General features: G+C 34.5%; 16 protein-coding genes and 1 pseudogene. All 17 read right to left on the bottom strand.

Going from position 1 to position 17348, the window contains the following annotated elements; translation table 11 throughout:
* Positions 1 to 3 precede the first annotated feature (3 nt).
* The 17 genes and pseudogenes from MWU32_RS03675 to MWU32_RS03595 all read right to left on the bottom strand — a co-directional run bounded on the left by MWU32_RS03675 (position 4) and on the right by MWU32_RS03595 (position 16040).
* Positions 4 to 1170 carry an N-acetyl sugar amidotransferase gene (locus MWU32_RS03675; RefSeq protein WP_246937908.1) on the bottom strand — a complete coding sequence of 389 codons (1167 nt, stop codon included), beginning with the start codon at positions 1168 to 1170 and terminating at the stop codon, positions 4 to 6.
* Positions 1167 to 1943, bottom strand: coding sequence for an AglZ/HisF2 family acetamidino modification protein (locus MWU32_RS03670; protein WP_246937906.1), 777 nt, complete (start codon positions 1941 to 1943; stop codon positions 1167 to 1169). The genes MWU32_RS03675 and MWU32_RS03670 overlap by 4 nt, the downstream gene beginning before the upstream one ends.
* Complete coding sequence (hisH, locus tag MWU32_RS03665) at positions 1943 to 2560, bottom strand: imidazole glycerol phosphate synthase subunit HisH (RefSeq protein ID WP_246937904.1); 618 nt, start codon at positions 2558 to 2560, stop codon at positions 1943 to 1945. Before hisH ends, MWU32_RS03670 begins: the two co-directional genes overlap by 1 nt.
* On the bottom strand, positions 2557 to 3981 hold the full coding sequence (locus MWU32_RS03660; protein WP_246937901.1) for a polysaccharide biosynthesis C-terminal domain-containing protein: 1425 nt from the start codon (positions 3979 to 3981) through the stop codon (positions 2557 to 2559). The genes hisH and MWU32_RS03660 overlap by 4 nt, the downstream gene beginning before the upstream one ends.
* Before the next feature lie 16 nt (positions 3982 to 3997).
* Positions 3998 to 4141: pseudogene (locus MWU32_RS05460) on the bottom strand (DapH/DapD/GlmU-related protein); the annotation flags it as partial.
* 334 nt (positions 4142 to 4475) lie between these two features.
* Complete coding sequence (locus tag MWU32_RS03650; protein ID WP_246937897.1) at positions 4476 to 6212, bottom strand: hypothetical protein; 1737 nt, start codon at positions 6210 to 6212, stop codon at positions 4476 to 4478.
* A gap of 120 nt (positions 6213 to 6332) precedes the next feature.
* Complete coding sequence (locus MWU32_RS03645; RefSeq protein ID WP_246937895.1) at positions 6333 to 7013, bottom strand: cytidylyltransferase domain-containing protein; 681 nt, start codon at positions 7011 to 7013, stop codon at positions 6333 to 6335.
* Between the two features lies 1 nt (position 7014).
* Positions 7015 to 8058 carry a nucleotidyltransferase family protein gene (locus MWU32_RS03640; protein ID WP_246937936.1) on the bottom strand — a complete coding sequence of 348 codons (1044 nt, stop codon included), beginning with the start codon at positions 8056 to 8058 and terminating at the stop codon, positions 7015 to 7017.
* Between the two features lie 7 nt (positions 8059 to 8065).
* Positions 8066 to 9127, bottom strand: coding sequence for an N-acetylneuraminate synthase family protein (locus MWU32_RS03635; RefSeq protein ID WP_246937893.1), 1062 nt, complete (start codon positions 9125 to 9127; stop codon positions 8066 to 8068).
* Positions 9111 to 10031, bottom strand: a complete 921-nt coding sequence (locus MWU32_RS03630) for a glycosyltransferase family 2 protein (RefSeq protein ID WP_246937891.1) — start codon at positions 10029 to 10031, stop codon at positions 9111 to 9113. Before MWU32_RS03630 ends, MWU32_RS03635 begins: the two co-directional genes overlap by 17 nt.
* Before the next feature lies 1 nt (position 10032).
* Positions 10033 to 10617, bottom strand: a complete 585-nt coding sequence (locus MWU32_RS03625) for an acyltransferase (RefSeq protein WP_246937889.1) — start codon at positions 10615 to 10617, stop codon at positions 10033 to 10035.
* Positions 10618 to 10628: 11 nt separating this feature from the next.
* Positions 10629 to 11765, bottom strand: a complete 1137-nt coding sequence (locus MWU32_RS03620) for a LegC family aminotransferase (protein WP_246937887.1) — start codon at positions 11763 to 11765, stop codon at positions 10629 to 10631.
* Positions 11758 to 12756, bottom strand: a complete 999-nt coding sequence (locus MWU32_RS03615; RefSeq protein WP_246937885.1) for an NAD-dependent 4,6-dehydratase LegB — start codon at positions 12754 to 12756, stop codon at positions 11758 to 11760. The genes MWU32_RS03620 and MWU32_RS03615 overlap by 8 nt, the downstream gene beginning before the upstream one ends.
* 238 nt (positions 12757 to 12994) lie before the next feature.
* The gene (locus MWU32_RS03610) at positions 12995 to 13567 is read right to left on the bottom strand and encodes an acyltransferase (protein ID WP_246937883.1); all 573 of its coding nucleotides are present in this window, start codon (positions 13565 to 13567) and stop codon (positions 12995 to 12997) included.
* Between the two features lie 87 nt (positions 13568 to 13654).
* Positions 13655 to 14611, bottom strand: coding sequence for a Gfo/Idh/MocA family protein (locus MWU32_RS03605; protein ID WP_246937881.1), 957 nt, complete (start codon positions 14609 to 14611; stop codon positions 13655 to 13657).
* A gap of 293 nt (positions 14612 to 14904) precedes the next feature.
* Complete coding sequence (locus MWU32_RS03600) at positions 14905 to 15837, bottom strand: 3'(2'),5'-bisphosphate nucleotidase CysQ (RefSeq protein ID WP_246937880.1); 933 nt, start codon at positions 15835 to 15837, stop codon at positions 14905 to 14907.
* Positions 15834 to 16040: a hypothetical protein gene (locus MWU32_RS03595; protein ID WP_246937878.1), complete on the bottom strand. Its 207-nt coding sequence runs from the start codon at positions 16038 to 16040 to the stop codon at positions 15834 to 15836. The genes MWU32_RS03600 and MWU32_RS03595 overlap by 4 nt, the downstream gene beginning before the upstream one ends.
* Positions 16041 to 17348: the final 1308 nt, after the last annotated feature.

Raw genomic sequence — 17348 nt, 5'->3', positions numbered from 1 at the left:
TAGTTATTTAAACAGTTTTCTAAACGCACTTGTACTCTCTAAAAGAGTGATATAACGTTTTCTGAGTTTTTCATTAGTACCATAAAACTCATGAGGCACTGGCGGCTTTTTCATGATATCCTCAAAGGCATCAACGGAGAGATTTAGTTTCTTTAACACATATTCTTTATCCATGAATAATTGTGCTTCATCGTAAATAGGAGTTTGCAACTCAGCTAGCGCGTCCTCTCTGGTGATTTGACCAGAACATATCAAAGTGCTCAAATGCGCTTTCCTTTTGTCCACACCAAATTTTTCTGGTAAAATATGGTTTTGATAGAATTTTGTCCAAAGTGATTCGCAATGTTTCCCCCCGTAATCACGCCAATCAAACTCTTTGACGATAGTATCTATAGCATCTTGCTTATTATAATCTACAAAATCTAAAATAGAAATTGGAACTAATTTCTTAAAGCCTGTATACTTAATTAATTTCCAAAACGGAACTCTTGGATAAGTATCCAATTTAATATGACCAAATTGTCGATGAATATTTCTTAGATTCGTATAATCCAATTTGGTATAAATCCAAGCCTTCGGCAAGATAAACTCAGTCACTATGTTGGTTCCACTGATGATATAATCAATATCAAATTTTGATGCAAGCTTAAACATTGTGGCTTGAATGGCATGGTCTGACACTACTTCTATGTCAATAACCGAAGCTTTGAGATATGATAGTTGTAAATCCCTAAACTCTTCCCAATTAACTACAATAGTATGTAAATCAAATCCGGTGCTTTCAATAATGCTATTTACGTTGTGCACGGCGAGTTCTGAGTTCCAGCCGTTATCAAAATGTACGGCTAAAGGTCGAAGTCCGTATTGTTGGACCAAATATGCAACATAGCTGCTATCGACCCCTCCACTTAGTCCAATAAGACAATCATATTTTTTTCCTTTTCCATTGGCTTTTATTTCAGCGATGGCCTTTTCTAAAACTTGTGTACGTTTTGGTTCTTCCAACAAATCGTTCTCAGCAGTTTGCTGATATTCATAATAATGGTTAGAAACACCTTGTTTATCAAATGTTATCTTAGGATCTGTGGTATCCATAACCGTTTTTGTACACATTTGGTAGGGTACGCTTGAAAACAAATCTGGATGGTACTTACTATTTTTTATTATCATCTTATTTTAGAAAAAACATTATTTATTAAAACGTTAGGTTTAGGGTAATTGATCATCACGCCTCTTTGTTCTGATGCATAAACAAACAGACTTCCTGCTGCAACAGCAGATGCATCAGCATTATTGACCACATTCACAAAATCATCCAAATGTGATGCGCCACCACAGGCCACTACGGGAATGGTAACCGTGTTCGAAACCTGCTTTACCAGATCCATATCAAAGCCTTGGTAGGTCCCATCCCTATCAATGGCCATTAAAATAAGCTCACCAGCACCTGCTTGTTCAGCTTTTTTAGCAAATTCAACTGGTGTCATACCTGTTTTTTTTGATCCGTTTTGTAAATATACCTTATAGTTGCCCAACCAATCTTTTTTAACATCAATAGATACAACCGCACTCTGACTACCAAATTGTTCTGAAATTTGAGTAATTAAATCAAGGTTTTTAAAGGCCGTCGCATTGAGAATCACTTTCTCAGCCCCCTCATAAAGTATTTCCTTTACCTCCTCTATTCTGGTGATACCACCTCCGTAAGATAGTGGCATAAAAGCCTCCCCTGCTATTTCCCTAATTTGGGAGATATTGGGAGCCCGCTTTTCCTTTGTGGCGGAAATATCCAAAACAACAATTTCATCAACTTCCTTTTCATTGAATATTTTAACCGCATTAATGGGGTCACCAATATACTTATGGTTTTTAAATTTAACTGACTTAACAAGGCCACCATTTTGAATTAATAATACAGGTATGACTCTAATGCGTCTCATCATTAGTTATCTATAAAATTACGCAAGAATTGCATGCCGTATTTATGACTCTTTTCCGGATGAAACTGCATACCAATTATATTGTCTTTTATAAAACCTGCGGTAAACTCATATCCATAAGTTGCGGTAACTGCTATATCCTCTGGTTGATTACAAGCCATATGGTAGGTATGTACAAAATAAAATCGTGAATCTGTTGGCATGTCTTTAAACAGTGGCACATCTTGTTTATAGACTACATCAGTCCAACCCATATGTGGAATTTTCAAATTACTGGATAATTTGCTTTTATCAAATCGAACGGTTTGAGCATCAATCCACCCCAATCCTTTTTCTTTTCCTTCTTCACTTCCGTTGGTCATTAATTGTGCACCGAGACATATTCCTAAAATTGGTATCTTATCGTCTAAAACTCTTTTATTTAGGGCCTTCAACAAACCAGAAAATTTCAATTGTTTCATGCCGTAATCAAAATGCCCAACTCCTGGCAGAATCAGCTTTGAAGCATTTTGAATGTCTTCTACTCGGCTAGAAATAATAGCATCAGCATATCCTGCCTTCTTTAACATCTTTTGTATTGAAGTTATATTACCTATCTTATAATCGATTATAGTAATCATAATTCGATACTATTTAACTTATTCTTGTTACTTATGAAATAGATGAAGAATGAAATAATTAATCCTAAGGTAACAATGGATTTCAAAAATATAGAGATATCCTTTAAAAAATAAACAGTTACTAAACTCATCAAAATCAAGATTAACCATCTTATGGGGTAGTAGTTTAAATTATTGTTTTGCTTATAATCTTTCAAGTAGAATCCAGCAAAACCAATATATAACAAACTGATGAACGTTGTAATTGCTGCAGCTTCAAAACCGTAAATAGGTATAAAAATTAAATTTAATCCTACGTTTAGAATGCCACCTATAGTGGATACTTTCCATAATTGATTTGTTTTTTCCAAATAGAATAATTTGCTTATAGATGCCCAATACATTGGTCGATAGGAATATCCCATAATTATTATAATCGCAATATAGTATACGCTACTTAACTCCTCATTGCTAATTAATATATTGAAAATCTCTTTCGCCCATAATGAAGCTGTAAAGGACAGTAATATAAAACCTATCTGTAAAAAAAAAGTTAGGTCTCTCGCTTGGTTTTCGGCTTCAGGATTTTCTTTACTAAATAATTTTGTGTAATAAGGACCAACTGCCATACCCACTGCTGTTCCGAGTATTTCAAAATAATTACCGATGATATATGCCATATTGTATTTACCAATATTGTCTATAGAAACATGTAATTGATCCATTACCAACCGGTCTGAAGAATTAAGCAAATAGGCTGAGTAATTATGAGGTAAAGTTGGCAGACCAACCTTAAGTGTATTTTTTACAAACGACTTTTTTAAACTAAAAATAGGATACAATTTTAATTGAACCATGATTGGCCAAAAATATGAGCAGAACATGATAAAGGCACCCGCTGCGGCTGAGTAATACCAGCCCATATAACCTATTTTTAAAATTACAATACAATAATAGCTGATAATAATGGTAGCTGTGCCTGTTATAGCTGTTGTTATAAATATTCTTTGCGGTTTCTGGGCTATTTGGAAGTATCTACCACCCAAAGAATTTACAACAGAAAATAAGTAATTAGGAATAACCAACAGAGCAATCAATAATGTTTTATTGCCTCCTACTTCTTCAGGAATAATTAAATATAAAATAATGATGTAAATTAGAGTAAATAGCTGTTTCCATAAATATAAAATGCCACTATATCTTCTCCAATAATTTCTCCATCGATTTGGTTTTTTAAAAAATGAATTGACTAATAATACATCTAAACCTAAAGTTTGTAATCCCATTAGCAAGCCATTATACGCCATTATAGTACCGTAAACACCATAGTCCAATGGCGTAAGATATTTGGTGATAATGGGCAGTAAGGCAATATTAGCAAGTTTTGGTATTTGTGGTCCTAGTGCATATAAAATTGTATGTGAAAATAATTTCTTAAGCATCAATTTTCTTTCTTCTAATTAATTTAGCTGGTACCCCACCTACAATTGTAAATGGTTCAATATCTTTTACTACCACTGTATTAGCACCGACTATTGCATTACTACCTATTGTGACTCCAGGATTAATAAAAACATTTGCTCCGATCCAAACGTAATCGCCTATGGTAACATTATCTAATTTATTTTCCTTGGACTTTGAAAAATCTTGATCTGATATTCTACTTTGCGTATAAATTCGAACATTATGACTTATACTACAGTGGCATCCGATTGAGACTATGCAGCGCTTTGAGGATTGAATAGTGGATAATTCACCAATATAGGACCCTTCACCGCAATGGATCTTACCTTCGCCATAGAATAATATGTTATCTCCGTTAAATCTAAAGTTTTCAGAAATGTTGTATTTTCTTCTATAGGAATCATATTTATTTTTTTGACTGAGAAATTTGCCGATCTCATATATCCTTAAACAAATTTTATTTATTAATGATTTAATCATTTTTATTTACAAATTTTCGCCATTTATTATTATTGATTTCTATAAAATCGTCTTTATATTCTTTATCATTTGTCATATTCTCCAATTTAAGAAACAAATGATGTAGCTCTTCACTGTCCTTAACATTAAATATGTAATTGCTCTGAATGTTGTTTGAACCAACCCATCTATTGGTAATTAACCTTACAACTTTGTTTTTAGTAATTAATGCGTCTAAAAAAACCGTGGAATGAGCACTCGTTAATATTAAATCAGCCATCCTAAAATCGTCGATAAGGTTTTTCTCCCTGCTTATGTTATATTCCGCGTCTTTTAGTACTTCAAGTAAATTCTCAGCTTTCACGTGTCCTCCCGGATGCAATCTAATTGTCAATTTAATATTAGGTAGTGTTACACTGTGTTTTATTATAGTCCATTCAGCGACAAAGCAATCTAATGTTGTTAAACACCATAAAATATTTTTAATAGTAATTGATCCTTTTTTATGGTCAACTTTTTCTCCTGAATTTATGTATTTAGGATTTCCTAGCGGTAAAATATAGTCATTGTTTAAGCTATTATTCTGTTTAAACATTTCTTTATAGTAGTTTCCCCATACAATAAATTTATTAGGCAATGGAAGTCCAGCATCAATTTCTTTATCAGTTATCATATAGACAGTATGTACTTCGCTAAAATTTCCATGTTGAATACCATAAGAATACGCTTTATGGTTTTGAGAATGATTAACGGCACTACTAATGGTTTTACCATAAGGATAAAATTCATCTGAATACAGAAACGAAGCATTTTGGGTTTTAAAAAAATTATCTAACCATACATGTAAAAAAACTAAGTCACTTTTGTTTTGTAATGTTGCTAATAAATCTTCTTTTAAAAAGTTAAGTGTAAAATCAATGCCATCAATTTTAATTTCTTTGAATTTTGTCCTTTTAATCTTATAAGAGAGATTTAGTAATTGAAATAGCGTATTTAAAATTTCGATTATATTTGGTTTTTTATCAATAAATTCTTGTGGTGTTTCAGGTGCAGGACTATGTTGAAGTCGCCATTCCAATACGGGAATAATCGATAGAACTTTATTTTCTAAAGTAAATATTTTCTTTAACTCCAAATATTGACCATTATAATCTAGTTTGTTTTTTAAGGAATTAATTAAATAATAGTTATTTGAGTTTGCTTTTATATACACTTTGTTATTTCGGTAAAGCAAAATAGATTTAATTACAGATATTGAACTTTTTAAAATACTTTTAAAATTAGTTTTACTTTGAATAGGTGCTAAAAATAATATCTGAACTGAAATGTCATATTTATATTTAACAAGTAGCTTTCTTATAGAGTTTTCAAAGCACAAAAGTTCATTAGGTAAAATCAATGTGAGCTGTCGATATTCTTCCTGAATGGTTTCTGAAGAATATTTTAGTAGCGTTAATAATAAAAAAAAATCTTTCCCCCAATGGTATATTGGGTGCTTACTCCCCGTATCAGACAACCAGTAAATAGGTAAGCCATTAATGTTATATGATAAAATATTTTTTTGAGAAACAATTTGATCAATAAATTCTTTATAAAGATTCAGAGCTCCTTTATATAGGTCATCTTGATTATAGAAATCTGAAACATTTAATTTTTCTTCTTGGTTTATGCTATTTGGAATATCAAGAAGACAATCATCTTTATTCTCAATTGGAAGATTTCTTATACGACTTAAATTGATCGTTAGCATGAATAATCCACTTTTATGTATTTTCAAGAACTAAATAATCACTGCTTAATCTATCGGTCATTATTATATTTAATACCGCGTTCTAAATTTCGACTTGAGCAATTAATTCCTTTAATTTTTTTATAATTTATTTTTCGAAATCAGAAATTCTGCATATTCAAAATCATCAATATAATCAATATCGATAGATCTATTTCTAGGCATTATATAAGCAAATGAATTTTCAGTATAATACGTTCTAGACTTCAACAACTCATACTTAAATATATATATGGCACCGTTAGGGTAATATGTTGGTTGTAAATCTTGTCTATTTTGTAGCTTTTCATTTGGTAGGGAAATAATTCTTTGATCACTATCAATATTTTTATGCCATGATATAGGATGCATTTCTTGTGTGTAACTAATAACGGAGTCCGCATTATTAACTTTAAATAATTTAATAGCATTATCAACATCATAACTGGTTCGCAGGGGCGAGGTTGGTTGTAGTACAATTAGACTCTCCACGTTAATGCTTTCCTCTTTACAAATACGATTGATCGTATATAGATAAGTGTCTACCGCTAAAGAATCGTCCTCAGCGAGATGTTTTGGTCTAAGAAAAGGAACTTCGGCACCATATTTCTCTGCAACTTCAGCAATATTCGAGTCATCAGTAGAAACTATTACTCTACTCACTAATTTAGATGTCAATGCAGCTTCTATAGTATAGGCTATTAAAGGTTTACCACTCAGTAATTTGACATTTTTACCTGGCAATCCTTTTGAATCACCTCGGGCTGGTATTATTACTATCATTTTATTTTATATGTTCCACTAATTCTTGTGCTCTAATGTAATCATCAGGCTTTCCAATATCGATCCAAAATCCTAATATTGGATTATGAATTAACTTTCCACCATCTTTTACAACGCTTTCCATTAAGTCAGTGATATCATAAAATTCATTTTTTGGAATTTTATTAATCAATCTTTTATTCAATATATATATTCCAGCATTAGAATGATAAACATAAGTTGGCTTTTCTTTAAAGTCAAGTATTTGATTCTCATTTGTGTCAAAAACAGCATAGGGTACGTCCACCTTGTATACTGTAGAAGCTACCACCATGTCTGCCTCAAATTTAACGAGGTCTATATACATTGCTTCAAAATCAACATTTGTAAATAAATCGCTGTTCATTAAAAGTACATTATCCGATTTAAATTCATCTACTAATGCCAATGATCCTGCGGTTCCCAAAAACTTATCCTCCCATACATATTCTATGTTAATTCCTTTCTGACTTCCATCTCCGAAATAGTCCTGAATTTGCTCTCCTAAGTAATTTAAAGAGATATAAATTTTCTTAATACCATACCTTATTAGGTGATTAATATTATGTTCTATTATTGGCATATTACCTAATGGCAACATGGGTTTTGGAATTTCATCTGTTAACGGACTGAGACGTTTACCTCTTCCTCCAGCCATGATCATACACTCTATAGGTAAAGCAGCGACTTCCTTCTCCAAATCTATAATCCGCACCAGTTTTTTATCGTCGTTTAGGATAGGCAAAATCTTAATAACTCCATTCTTATATGGTTTTAAATCTAAAAACCCCTTATTATCATATTTAAAAATAAAATTTCTATTACAAATTAGACCCACGGATTTGTTGATATCAGCATCTTCAGCGAGTGATCTTCTGATATCTCCATCAGTAAGTGATCCTACAATCCTCTCATCTTTATCGTGAACAAACAAAATAAGTCCACTTACCTCTCTAATACTGTTCAATTTTTTGAGAGCATATAGAATATCATGGTCCTCAGAAATTAGAATATCATTAAGTTCCATCATTATATTAATTTAAATTCTCCCATTCTAATAAAGTATCTACTTCTATATCATTTTTCAGAGTTCTACCTACAACATATTTTATTTCGTCAGGAGCGATTCCAGAACCAGGTCGTTTTACCTCAAGGTCTTCCAATTTAATGGTATCTCCTTTTCTCAATTTTTTACCAGCAACAATGCTTCTTCTAAATTTAAGTTTTTTACTTTCTTCATCTGCGGAGACAATCCTAGTAAAACTTCCCAGTGATTGTTGAATGTTTTTACTTTCTCTAACAATCTCCTTCATCTCTCTCGGATCAGCAGATATTTGATGATCCCAACCTGGCATATCCTTATCTAATGTGAAATGTTTCTCTATTACACAAGCTCCAAGTGCTACTGCCGCCAATGGAATGGATGTTCCGATTGTATGGTCGGAGAATCCAATTGGATAATTGAAAGTTTGCTGTAACATTTTAATATTATTTAAATGAATATCTTCATTTTTTGGAGGATAAATTGAAATACAATGCAAAATGATAATTTGTGTATTACCTTCATTCTCAATTGTTTTTACAGCTCTTTCTATTTCTGAAATAGTTGACATTCCTGTGGATAGGATAATTGGTTTTTGATATTTTGCCATATGTTTTAACAATTCTAAATTGTTAATATCCATTGAGGCTATTTTTAAAAACGGCACATCCAGTTTTATGAGTAAATCAACTTCGTTCTTGGAAAATGGTGAAGAGCAAAAGTCAATTCCAATAGTTTTACAATAGTCTTTCAATTCAAAATGCTGGTCTTCTGTTAAAGCATATTTTTCGACCATTTCTTTTAAAGAACCAAAATGTTTTTTGCCACCATCTCCATCATCATAAGATTGGTTCTTATCATATTCACTTTTAGAAACAAGTGAACTTGGTGTCCATGATTGAAATTTCACTGCATCTGCGCCACATTCTTTGGCACTATCAATTATCCTTTTTGCCAAATCCATATCTCCGTTGTGATTGGCTCCAATTTCAGCAATAATATAAGGTTCTGAATAATTAAATATTTCTTTCGAACTATTAATTTTTATTTTCATATTTAAAATAGGTTTCTAAATTTATTATTTCACTCCACCAGCCCGTAAAAACTGCCTTAAAATTTGAATTTATAAATTTTATATATCTCCTTTTAAAGGCATCATTTTTCAATTCTACTTTTAGATTCTGAATTTGCTTAAGTTTATTTTCAAACAATGTTGTATAACTTTCCAAAGCATAGGTATTACAATACCTAATTAAAGCTGAATAGTGTATTTCCTTTACTTTAATTCCCAACTCTAATTTTTGGTCTGTTAACAGCAATGACATTCCAATAGTATTGTTGTTATACTGTCTGTAATATGTTTGAACGTCTCCTAAGAACTTGATTTTATAGTTATTTTGTATGAGTAAAGTGGTTATAAAAAACCAATCTACTGCAATTAAGTTTTTATCAAAATCCAATTTTCTTAAAATCATTTCGGATCGAACTGCTATATTTGAAAGACCAAAAACATTACCGTCGAATATTGTTTCCTGTATCCTATCTAAATTTTTAATTTCCTTCGCTAAGAAGTTTTCAATTCTAAAGCTTTCGCCAAAAACAGTTAGTTCATTAAAAACCAAATCGTTTTCCTCTAAAGATTTAATAGATCTTTTAATTCTATTTTCCGAAAAATAATCATCGCTATCACCAAATACAATACACTTATACCCTAATTCTAATACCGTATTAATACCTATTTCTCTATTTTTAGCAGGAGATTCGGCGGCTTTAACTTCAATAATATTTAAACTGGCATATTTAGCTTTGTAAGTTTCAAAATTTTTAATACCATCATTAATAACCAAAACATCAAAATCTGCATTGGTTTGGTTCTGTAAGGAAATAAAAAAATCATCCAAATAGCTTTCTGACGCAGGAAAAATTGTCGTTAAAAGTACGTGGGTAGATTTTTTCACGTTATCCGAATTCAGGCCTATCACTAATTAACTTCTTCTCCAACTCAAGCAACTTATTACTACGTTTCTTTAATATTTTGGCAGGAATTCCAGCATAAACACTCCATTCTTCCAAATCTTTTGTTACTAAAGACATTGAACCAATGCTACAGCCTTCTCCAATATGACAACCTCCAATAATAACAGTTCCTGCTCCAATAATAACATGCTTACCAATGGTCACCAAGCCTCCAATATGTGAGGTGTATTCTTGAGGTATTGATTGTGCTGTAAGAAAGTTTCCTGAATAGTCATCCGATGCACTATAAATTATTGTATTGGCTGCCATACTTGAAAAATTTTTTAAGATAATTCCAAAAAAACCACTCAAATGACATCCTCTGGCAATAAATACATTATTCCCAATTTCTATAAATCCCTTTGTAGCTGATAAAATTACAAAATCATCAATCCTCACATTATTTCCAATGGAGATGTTTTCTTGTCCATAAATTCTTGCGTCCGATGAGATTTTTACATTCTTTCCGATTTTCTTAAACCCAAAATCTGACAATTCATTTTCAGTATAGTATTTACTTTTTAGCATTTTATCTGATTTTATTTAACACTGCTTGGAATATTTACAATTCTATCCACCAAAAATCTGGCATTCATTTGTTCATCTTTTAAACAATTTTCATACATAGGCAATCTAAACATCAATTCCCAGATTGGCCTGGTCATTACCTTTGCTTCATTGGTTTCTTTTAAAAACAAATCTCTGGCATTTTTATTTTCAAGTTCTACACACATCAACCAATAATTCACTTTTGTTTCCGGCAATTCTGTCCTGAATATAGTGTCTGATCCTTTAAAGAATTCTTCATAGTTTTTAGCTAACTCCCTCTTCTTTTCAAGAAACCAGCTAAGCTTTTCAAGTTGTGCACAAGCCAAAGCAGCGTTAAGATTTGGCATCCTATAATTATATCCCAACTCATCATGAACATACTCATAGGCATGAGGTTGCTTTGCCGTAGTGGTTAAATATTTCGCTTTAATTCCTAAGGCAGTATTATTTGTAACTATTGCTCCGCCTCCTCCACTGGTTACTATTTTGTTTCCATTAAAAGAGAAAACACCTACTTCTCCAAAACTTCCGGTAGGTTGCCCTTTATATTCACTGCCTAAAGATTCTGCCGCATCTTCCACAACTGGGATTTTCCAAATATTGCATATCCTAATTATTTCATCAATACGAGCGGGGAAACCAAAGGTATGCATTGGTAAACACGCACTAATGCGATTTCCAGTCTTCTTGTTGTAGCAGCCATCTTCTCGAATGTCACCATACTCTTCTAGGAAATTTTGAAGGGCAACCGGAGATAATCCCATTGTGTCCCGATCAACATCCAGAAAAACCGGTTTGGCTCCATTATAAGCAATTGCATTGGCTGTTGCCACAAAAGTAAGGGCTTGGGTTAAAACTTCATCTCCATCTTTCACTCCAACCAAACGCAAAGCAACTTGGATTCCCGCAGTCCCATTAACAACCGCCACGGCCTTTTTGGTTTTGGTAATATCCTGCATCATGTTCTCAAACTTATCAACATAGGCACCTACTGAAGAAACAAACGTGGAATCTATAGTGTCTAAAAGATACTTTTTTTCATTGCCAATAAAACGCGGTTCGTGTAGCGGAATAAAGTCGCGATTTGGAAATTGAAATTTTATAAAATTTACAACATCGCTAAACATTATATATATCAGCTTTATAGTGTTTTAAATTTTCTTTATTAGAAAACCAGTCAATTGTTTGTCGCAATCCTTGTTCAAGACTATGTTCAACTTTCCAGTCGGTATGTTTCAAAAGCTTAGAATTATCACCAAACAAACGGAAGACTTCTGACTTTTCAGGTCGCATTCTATCTTCATCTTGAATAATTTTAGCATTTGGGTTGATCAGTTCAATTAGTGTATCAGCCATTTTTCGCATAGAAATCTCAGAGCTTGTCGCTATGTTGCATTCATGTCCAATTAAACTGTCAGTTTCAGCAATTTTAATAAAACCGCTTATCGTGTCTTTAACATATAATAAGTCTCTGGTAGGAGTTAAATCTCCCAAGTTAATTTCATCAAAACCATTTAAAAGTTGAGTAATTATTGTTGGAATAATTGCTCTTGCAGATTGTCTTGGTCCGTAGGTGTTAAAAGGTCGTACGATAGTTATTGGCATATCAAATGACCGGTAAAATGAGTCTGCCATACAATCCGCACCAATCTTCGAAGCTGAATAGGGTGATTGAGGCTGCTTTGGATGTTTTTCATCGATTGGAACATATTGTGCTGTTCCATAAACTTCTGAAGTAGATGTTACCAAAACTCTTTCGACTTCTAAATCCTTAGCAGCTTGAATTATATTTAAAGTGCCTTTTACATTGGTATCTACATAACTGTCTGGAGAATGATATGAATAAGGAATGGCTATTAATGCCGCTAAATGAAAAACGATATCGCAGTTTTTCATAGCAGTCCGTACTCCATTTGGGTCTCGTACATCTCCAGAAAAGATCTCAATTTTACTTAGTTTTTCTTTCGGAAAACTATCAAGCCATCCCCAAGAGTTAAAGGAATTATAATAAACAAACGCTTTTACTTCATGTCCATCATCAATTAATTTCTCAACTAAATGACTTCCTATGAAGCCGTCGGCTCCAGTAACCAATATTTTTTTATTATTTAAAATCATCTTATTTATTGACTTTTTTTGTATCTATTTATTTCTTCGTTTAATCCCTATTTCCATTCTTTTTCACATGATCATTGACAACTAATCAACATCCATCATATAAGAACTCAATTTCTTTGGCATTTTTTACTAAAAATTTGTGACTACAATTACTACAATATGTTTTATTAAACGTTTAAAATGTTATTTCACAAACTCAGATTGTTCTAGTTTACTTTTCAAGGCTATAATATTAAAGTTAAAATAACTTTACACTATTATCTTCAATGAAGTATCTTTCTTTTGTCTCCGGGCAAATTGCCAAGTTATCTTCATTAAAGTTCAACTTATGTCCAGCCTTACTAACCCAACCAATTTGACGGGAAGGATTACCAACAACAAGTGCATAATCTGGCACGTCTTTAATGACCACAGTACCAGCACCGATAAAGGCATATTCACCAATGGTGTTACCACATACAATAGTGGCGTTGGCACCAATGGAACACCCCTTTTTTAGCAATGTTTTTTTAAACTCTTCACGCCGAACAATAAAACTTCTTGGATTGATAACATTTGTAAACACCATAGAGGGCCCTAAAAAAACGTCGTCCTCAATGGTAACCCCTTCATAAATGGATATATTATTTTGTGTTTTCACTCCGTTGCCAATAGTGACTCTCGGTCCAACTACGCAGTTTTGACCAAAAGAACAGTTTTCACCAATACGAGTATGTGATAAGATGTGCGAAAAATGCCAGATTTTGGTATCGTTACCAATGATGACGTTATCATCAACATAACTTGATTCGTGTACAAAAAAATCGCTCATTGTATTAGGGATTAGGGATTAGGGATTAGGGATTAGGGATTAGGGATTAGGGATTAAACAATAAAAATCATAGGCAAGGTAAAAGAATTATATAATTTTTTTACAAAACGGGTGGTAGTCCCCTTTTAATCCAATAGGATCCAGGTTTCTAATTGTAGAAACGGTGTTAATGGAGCCGTAAGCTTCATCTAATCCAAATCCGTTGCCCTTTAATATTTCTTCATAGCTCTTAGTATGCAGATCCGTAAACCCACCACTAAATTCTATCTCCTCATTATCAACAGTTATGGAACGATAGGTTGTGAGACCTTTATTCTTAACGGCATCTGGAATATAATCATAATTTACCGATAAAAACCATCTCACGTCTGCATGCTTTAATTTTAAAAAGCCAGCATTGGCATCTGGAGTTTTTAGATGCACGATATTCTCCGTAACATCTCCAAAGATCCAACACAACATATCATAAAAATGCACACCAATATTGGAAGCGATCCCGCCTGACTTTGATTCATTGCCTTTCCATGACACAAAATACCATTTTCCCCTTGAAGTTAAGTAGGTCAGGTCAATATCATAAACTCTATTTGGATTCTGTTCCAATTCCTTGGTAACTTTCTCTTTTAACGCGATAATAGTGGGGTGCAATCTCAACTGAAGAATGTTATTGATTTTTTTACCCGTTTCACTTTCTATCGTTTTCAACTGATCTACGTTCCAAGGGTTGAGCACTAATGGCTTTTCAGAAATAGCATCAGCACCGCTACGCAACGCAAATCTTATATGTGAATCATGTAAATAGTTTGGCGAACATATTGAAACGTAATCAATCTTCTTGCCGCTATCCCTTCGCCATTTATCCACAAAGCGATCAAAACGTTCAAATTCCGTAAAAAAACTGGCCTGCGGAAAATGACTATCCATGATTCCGATACCATCATATGGATCAAGTGCGGCAATTAAGGTATTGCCAGTTTCCTTTATAGCTTTCATATGTCTTGGAGCAATATAACCTGAGGCTCCAATAAGTGCGAAATTTTTCATTTACTTAGTCCGTTTATTTGATTAAAAATTAAGAACACCTTATATAAACCTTAATAATGACTTTCCTATTTCCAAACAGGGAAAGCTAGTTATTAAACATGTATAACAAGTATTTATTTTATGATACCACTAACTCCACCTCAGAAAACAAACAACTCTTAAAATGGCTTCGCCACTCTCACTCACATTAAAACAATTAATATGATGAGGACCAATGGCTTATATAAAACACAAAACGCTAAAAAAGCGTTTCAATCGGCTGCAAAACTACAACAATATTGAGGAAATCCCATTTAAAATAGCATTTGTTTCTGCACTATAAACCAAGGGTTCAATAAGTCTTCCCTATTATAAAGCAAATCCTCTTTAGAATTCCAATCCAGGACCTCAACCCCAGCCTGTTCACAAATGGCCTGCCCCGCAGCGGTGTCCCACTCCATTGTGGGTCCAAATTTGGGGTAGCAATCGGCTTGTCCTTCTGCGATTAGACAAAATTTTAAGGAACTGCCCTTAGCCACCAGCTCAACCTCACCGTGTTTTTGTTTTAACTTATGGATATACGATTCTGAGGCCTCAGAGGGATGTGAGCGACTGGCCAGAATGGTAAACCTGTTGTTTGTTCTGGGGAGAGGGAGCCTTTCAGCCTTGGTAATCAAACTCTCTATATCGAAATTAATGAGATCTACTTTGACTTTATAGGAGCCTGAAGTAGAAGTTGAATCCCGATAGCTATCGGGAGAAGTTGAAGTTGCCCGCCTGCCGCCCGCATGAATGACTTCCCCGGGCAGGGACGGGCAGGAACTTGCCTGCCTGCCGCTAAGGCAGGAACAAGAAAAATACAAATCCCCTGTGACAGGAACAAAAATGACCCCTAGAACTGGTTTTTGGTTTTTAATCAAAGCAATGTTGACGGTGAATTCGCCATTGCGCTTAATGAATTCCTTGGTGCCATCTATGGGATCGACGATCCATAAGTGCTTCCAGTCTTTCCGTGTGTGATATGCAATGGATTTCCCTTCTTCTGAGAGCACAGGGATATCCGTAGTACTTAAATGCGCCATGATGACATGGTGCGCAGCGGTATCAGCTTTGGTTAAAGGAGAATTATCGTCTTTAAGTTCCACCTCAAAATCAACGGAATTGTAGATGTCCAAGATGACTTTTCCGGCTTCAAGGGCGGCCGAAATTGCGGTGTGGAGGTTCGCGTTGCGAGTTTCAGGTTTCATGTATAAAATTGTCTGTTGTCTGTTGTCTGTTGTCTGTTGTCTGTTGTCTGTTGTCTGTTGTCTGTTGTCTGTTGTCTGTTGCCTGTTGTCTGTTGTCTGTTGCCTGTTGTCTGTTGTCTGTTGTCTGTTGTCTGTTGTCTGTTGCCTGTTGTCTGTTGTCTGTTGTCTGTTAAAAACATAACTGAATTTATTATTGCGCCCATTGCGATTAACTTTGCGCTCCTTGCGGTTAAAATAAAACGCTAAGGTCGCAAGGTTTTTTCGCTAAGGTCGCAAGAGAATATGGCAATTGTTTTGCACTTCGTGAAGTTCAGTGGCATCAGATTTTAGTCTTCAGTTTTCAGTCTTCCCGCCTCCGTAAATGCTACCCGTCTTCGCTAAAGCTACGGACGGGCTCACGGACGGGCAGGCAGTTGGCAGTGTCCAGTAATCAGTACAAATTTCAATCGTTAATCATTGTTCGTTAATCTTGAATTTACCTTCCAGTTGGCAGACCGGAAATTTGTTCTTCTTACTTTGATAAACTTGACTGTTTTTAATAGAACGCTGATAACACAGATACAACTGATTTGAACTGATTTCAATTAATTGCAAAAATGTGGGGTTGATGGTCTTTGTGGAGCGTGTCTAACCTGTTAAGTAATCAATAATCAGTCTTCCCGCCTTCGCTAAAGCTGCGGACGGGCAGGCAGTCTTCAGTACATAAACAATCGTTATCCGTTATCCGTTATTCAAAAATCAACATTCTCCAATCGTTAATCGTTAATCAATCATAATTCACAACAATCAACAATCGTTAATCGTTCATCCCGCCTCCGCTAAAGCTACCCGCCTCCGCTAAAGCTATAGACGGGCAGGTGGACGGGCAGGCAGTCCTCTGTCATCGGTCTTCCGTCATCGGTCACCTTGAGCAGCCTGTCCTGAGCGGAGACGAAAAGCATGATATGAAACAATACAATTCGTTATAAACAACGGGTTCGACTGCGCTCACCCTGACATTCCCTTGTCACCCTGAGCAGCCTGTCTTGAGCGGAGTCGAAGGGCTTGAGATGCAACAACAAAGTGTCATTGAAAGCCTATCTGCCGTCCAGGCAGAAAGCGACGAAGGAGCGACGTGGCAAATGCGAAGCATTCACTAATACCTAAATTAAAAAACAATCAATTGTTAGTAATCTGTTTATTATGGCACCAAAACCATGAGATTGCCGCGGTCGTTCCTCCCTCGCAATGACGCTTGGGTGGGAGTTCTCGCAATGACAGCTAAATGGTGTTCCTCGCTACTCCTCCACCTCCACCTCGGCATCATTGCAAGCCTGAATGCCGCAGGAAGAGAGCGACGGAGGAGCGACGTGGCAATCTTTAAGTAGTACCGCCAAAACTATGAGATTACTCATGTTTTTATATTATTTCTTAAAGACCTGAGTTCGATTAAAAAAGGACGAGTTGATCTGTTTTTACGGTATGATATTTAATACTTGGCTTTTTTGGCAAGAAACTATAGGCTATCAGTC

The sequence above is a fragment of the Gelidibacter sp. F63206 genome, assembly GCF_023015735.1.
This window is presented reverse-complemented; position numbering and strand designations above follow the sequence as displayed.

Excerpts from the sequence above, each read along its gene's own strand:
- hisH (WP_246937904.1), bottom strand. The coding sequence starts at position 2,560 with ATGATTACTATAATCGATTATAAGATAGGTAATATAACTTCAATACAA.
- MWU32_RS03675 (WP_246937908.1), bottom strand. The coding sequence starts at position 1,170 with ATGATAATAAAAAATAGTAAGTACCATCCAGATTTGTTTTCAAGCGTA.
- MWU32_RS03635 (WP_246937893.1), bottom strand. The coding sequence starts at position 9,127 with ATGAAAATAAAAATTAATAGTTCGAAAGAAATATTTAATTATTCAGAA.
- MWU32_RS03640 (WP_246937936.1), bottom strand. The coding sequence starts at position 8,058 with ATGGAACTTAATGATATTCTAATTTCTGAGGACCATGATATTCTATAT.
- MWU32_RS03625 (WP_246937889.1), bottom strand. The coding sequence starts at position 10,617 with ATGCTAAAAAGTAAATACTATACTGAAAATGAATTGTCAGATTTTGGG.
- MWU32_RS03610 (WP_246937883.1), bottom strand. The coding sequence starts at position 13,567 with ATGAGCGATTTTTTTGTACACGAATCAAGTTATGTTGATGATAACGTC.
- MWU32_RS03650 (WP_246937897.1), bottom strand. The coding sequence starts at position 6,212 with ATGCTAACGATCAATTTAAGTCGTATAAGAAATCTTCCAATTGAGAAT.
- MWU32_RS03620 (WP_246937887.1), bottom strand. The coding sequence starts at position 11,765 with ATGTTTAGCGATGTTGTAAATTTTATAAAATTTCAATTTCCAAATCGC.
- MWU32_RS03595 (WP_246937878.1), bottom strand. The coding sequence starts at position 16,040 with ATGGGCGCAATAATAAATTCAGTTATGTTTTTAACAGACAACAGACAA.
- MWU32_RS03645 (WP_246937895.1), bottom strand. The coding sequence starts at position 7,013 with ATGATAGTAATAATACCAGCCCGAGGTGATTCAAAAGGATTGCCAGGT.
- MWU32_RS03615 (WP_246937885.1), bottom strand. The coding sequence starts at position 12,756 with ATGATTTTAAATAATAAAAAAATATTGGTTACTGGAGCCGACGGCTTC.
- MWU32_RS03600 (WP_246937880.1), bottom strand. The coding sequence starts at position 15,837 with ATGAAACCTGAAACTCGCAACGCGAACCTCCACACCGCAATTTCGGCC.
- MWU32_RS03605 (WP_246937881.1), bottom strand. The coding sequence starts at position 14,611 with ATGAAAAATTTCGCACTTATTGGAGCCTCAGGTTATATTGCTCCAAGA.
- MWU32_RS03660 (WP_246937901.1), bottom strand. The coding sequence starts at position 3,981 with ATGCTTAAGAAATTATTTTCACATACAATTTTATATGCACTAGGACCA.
- MWU32_RS03670 (WP_246937906.1), bottom strand. The coding sequence starts at position 1,943 with ATGATGAGACGCATTAGAGTCATACCTGTATTATTAATTCAAAATGGT.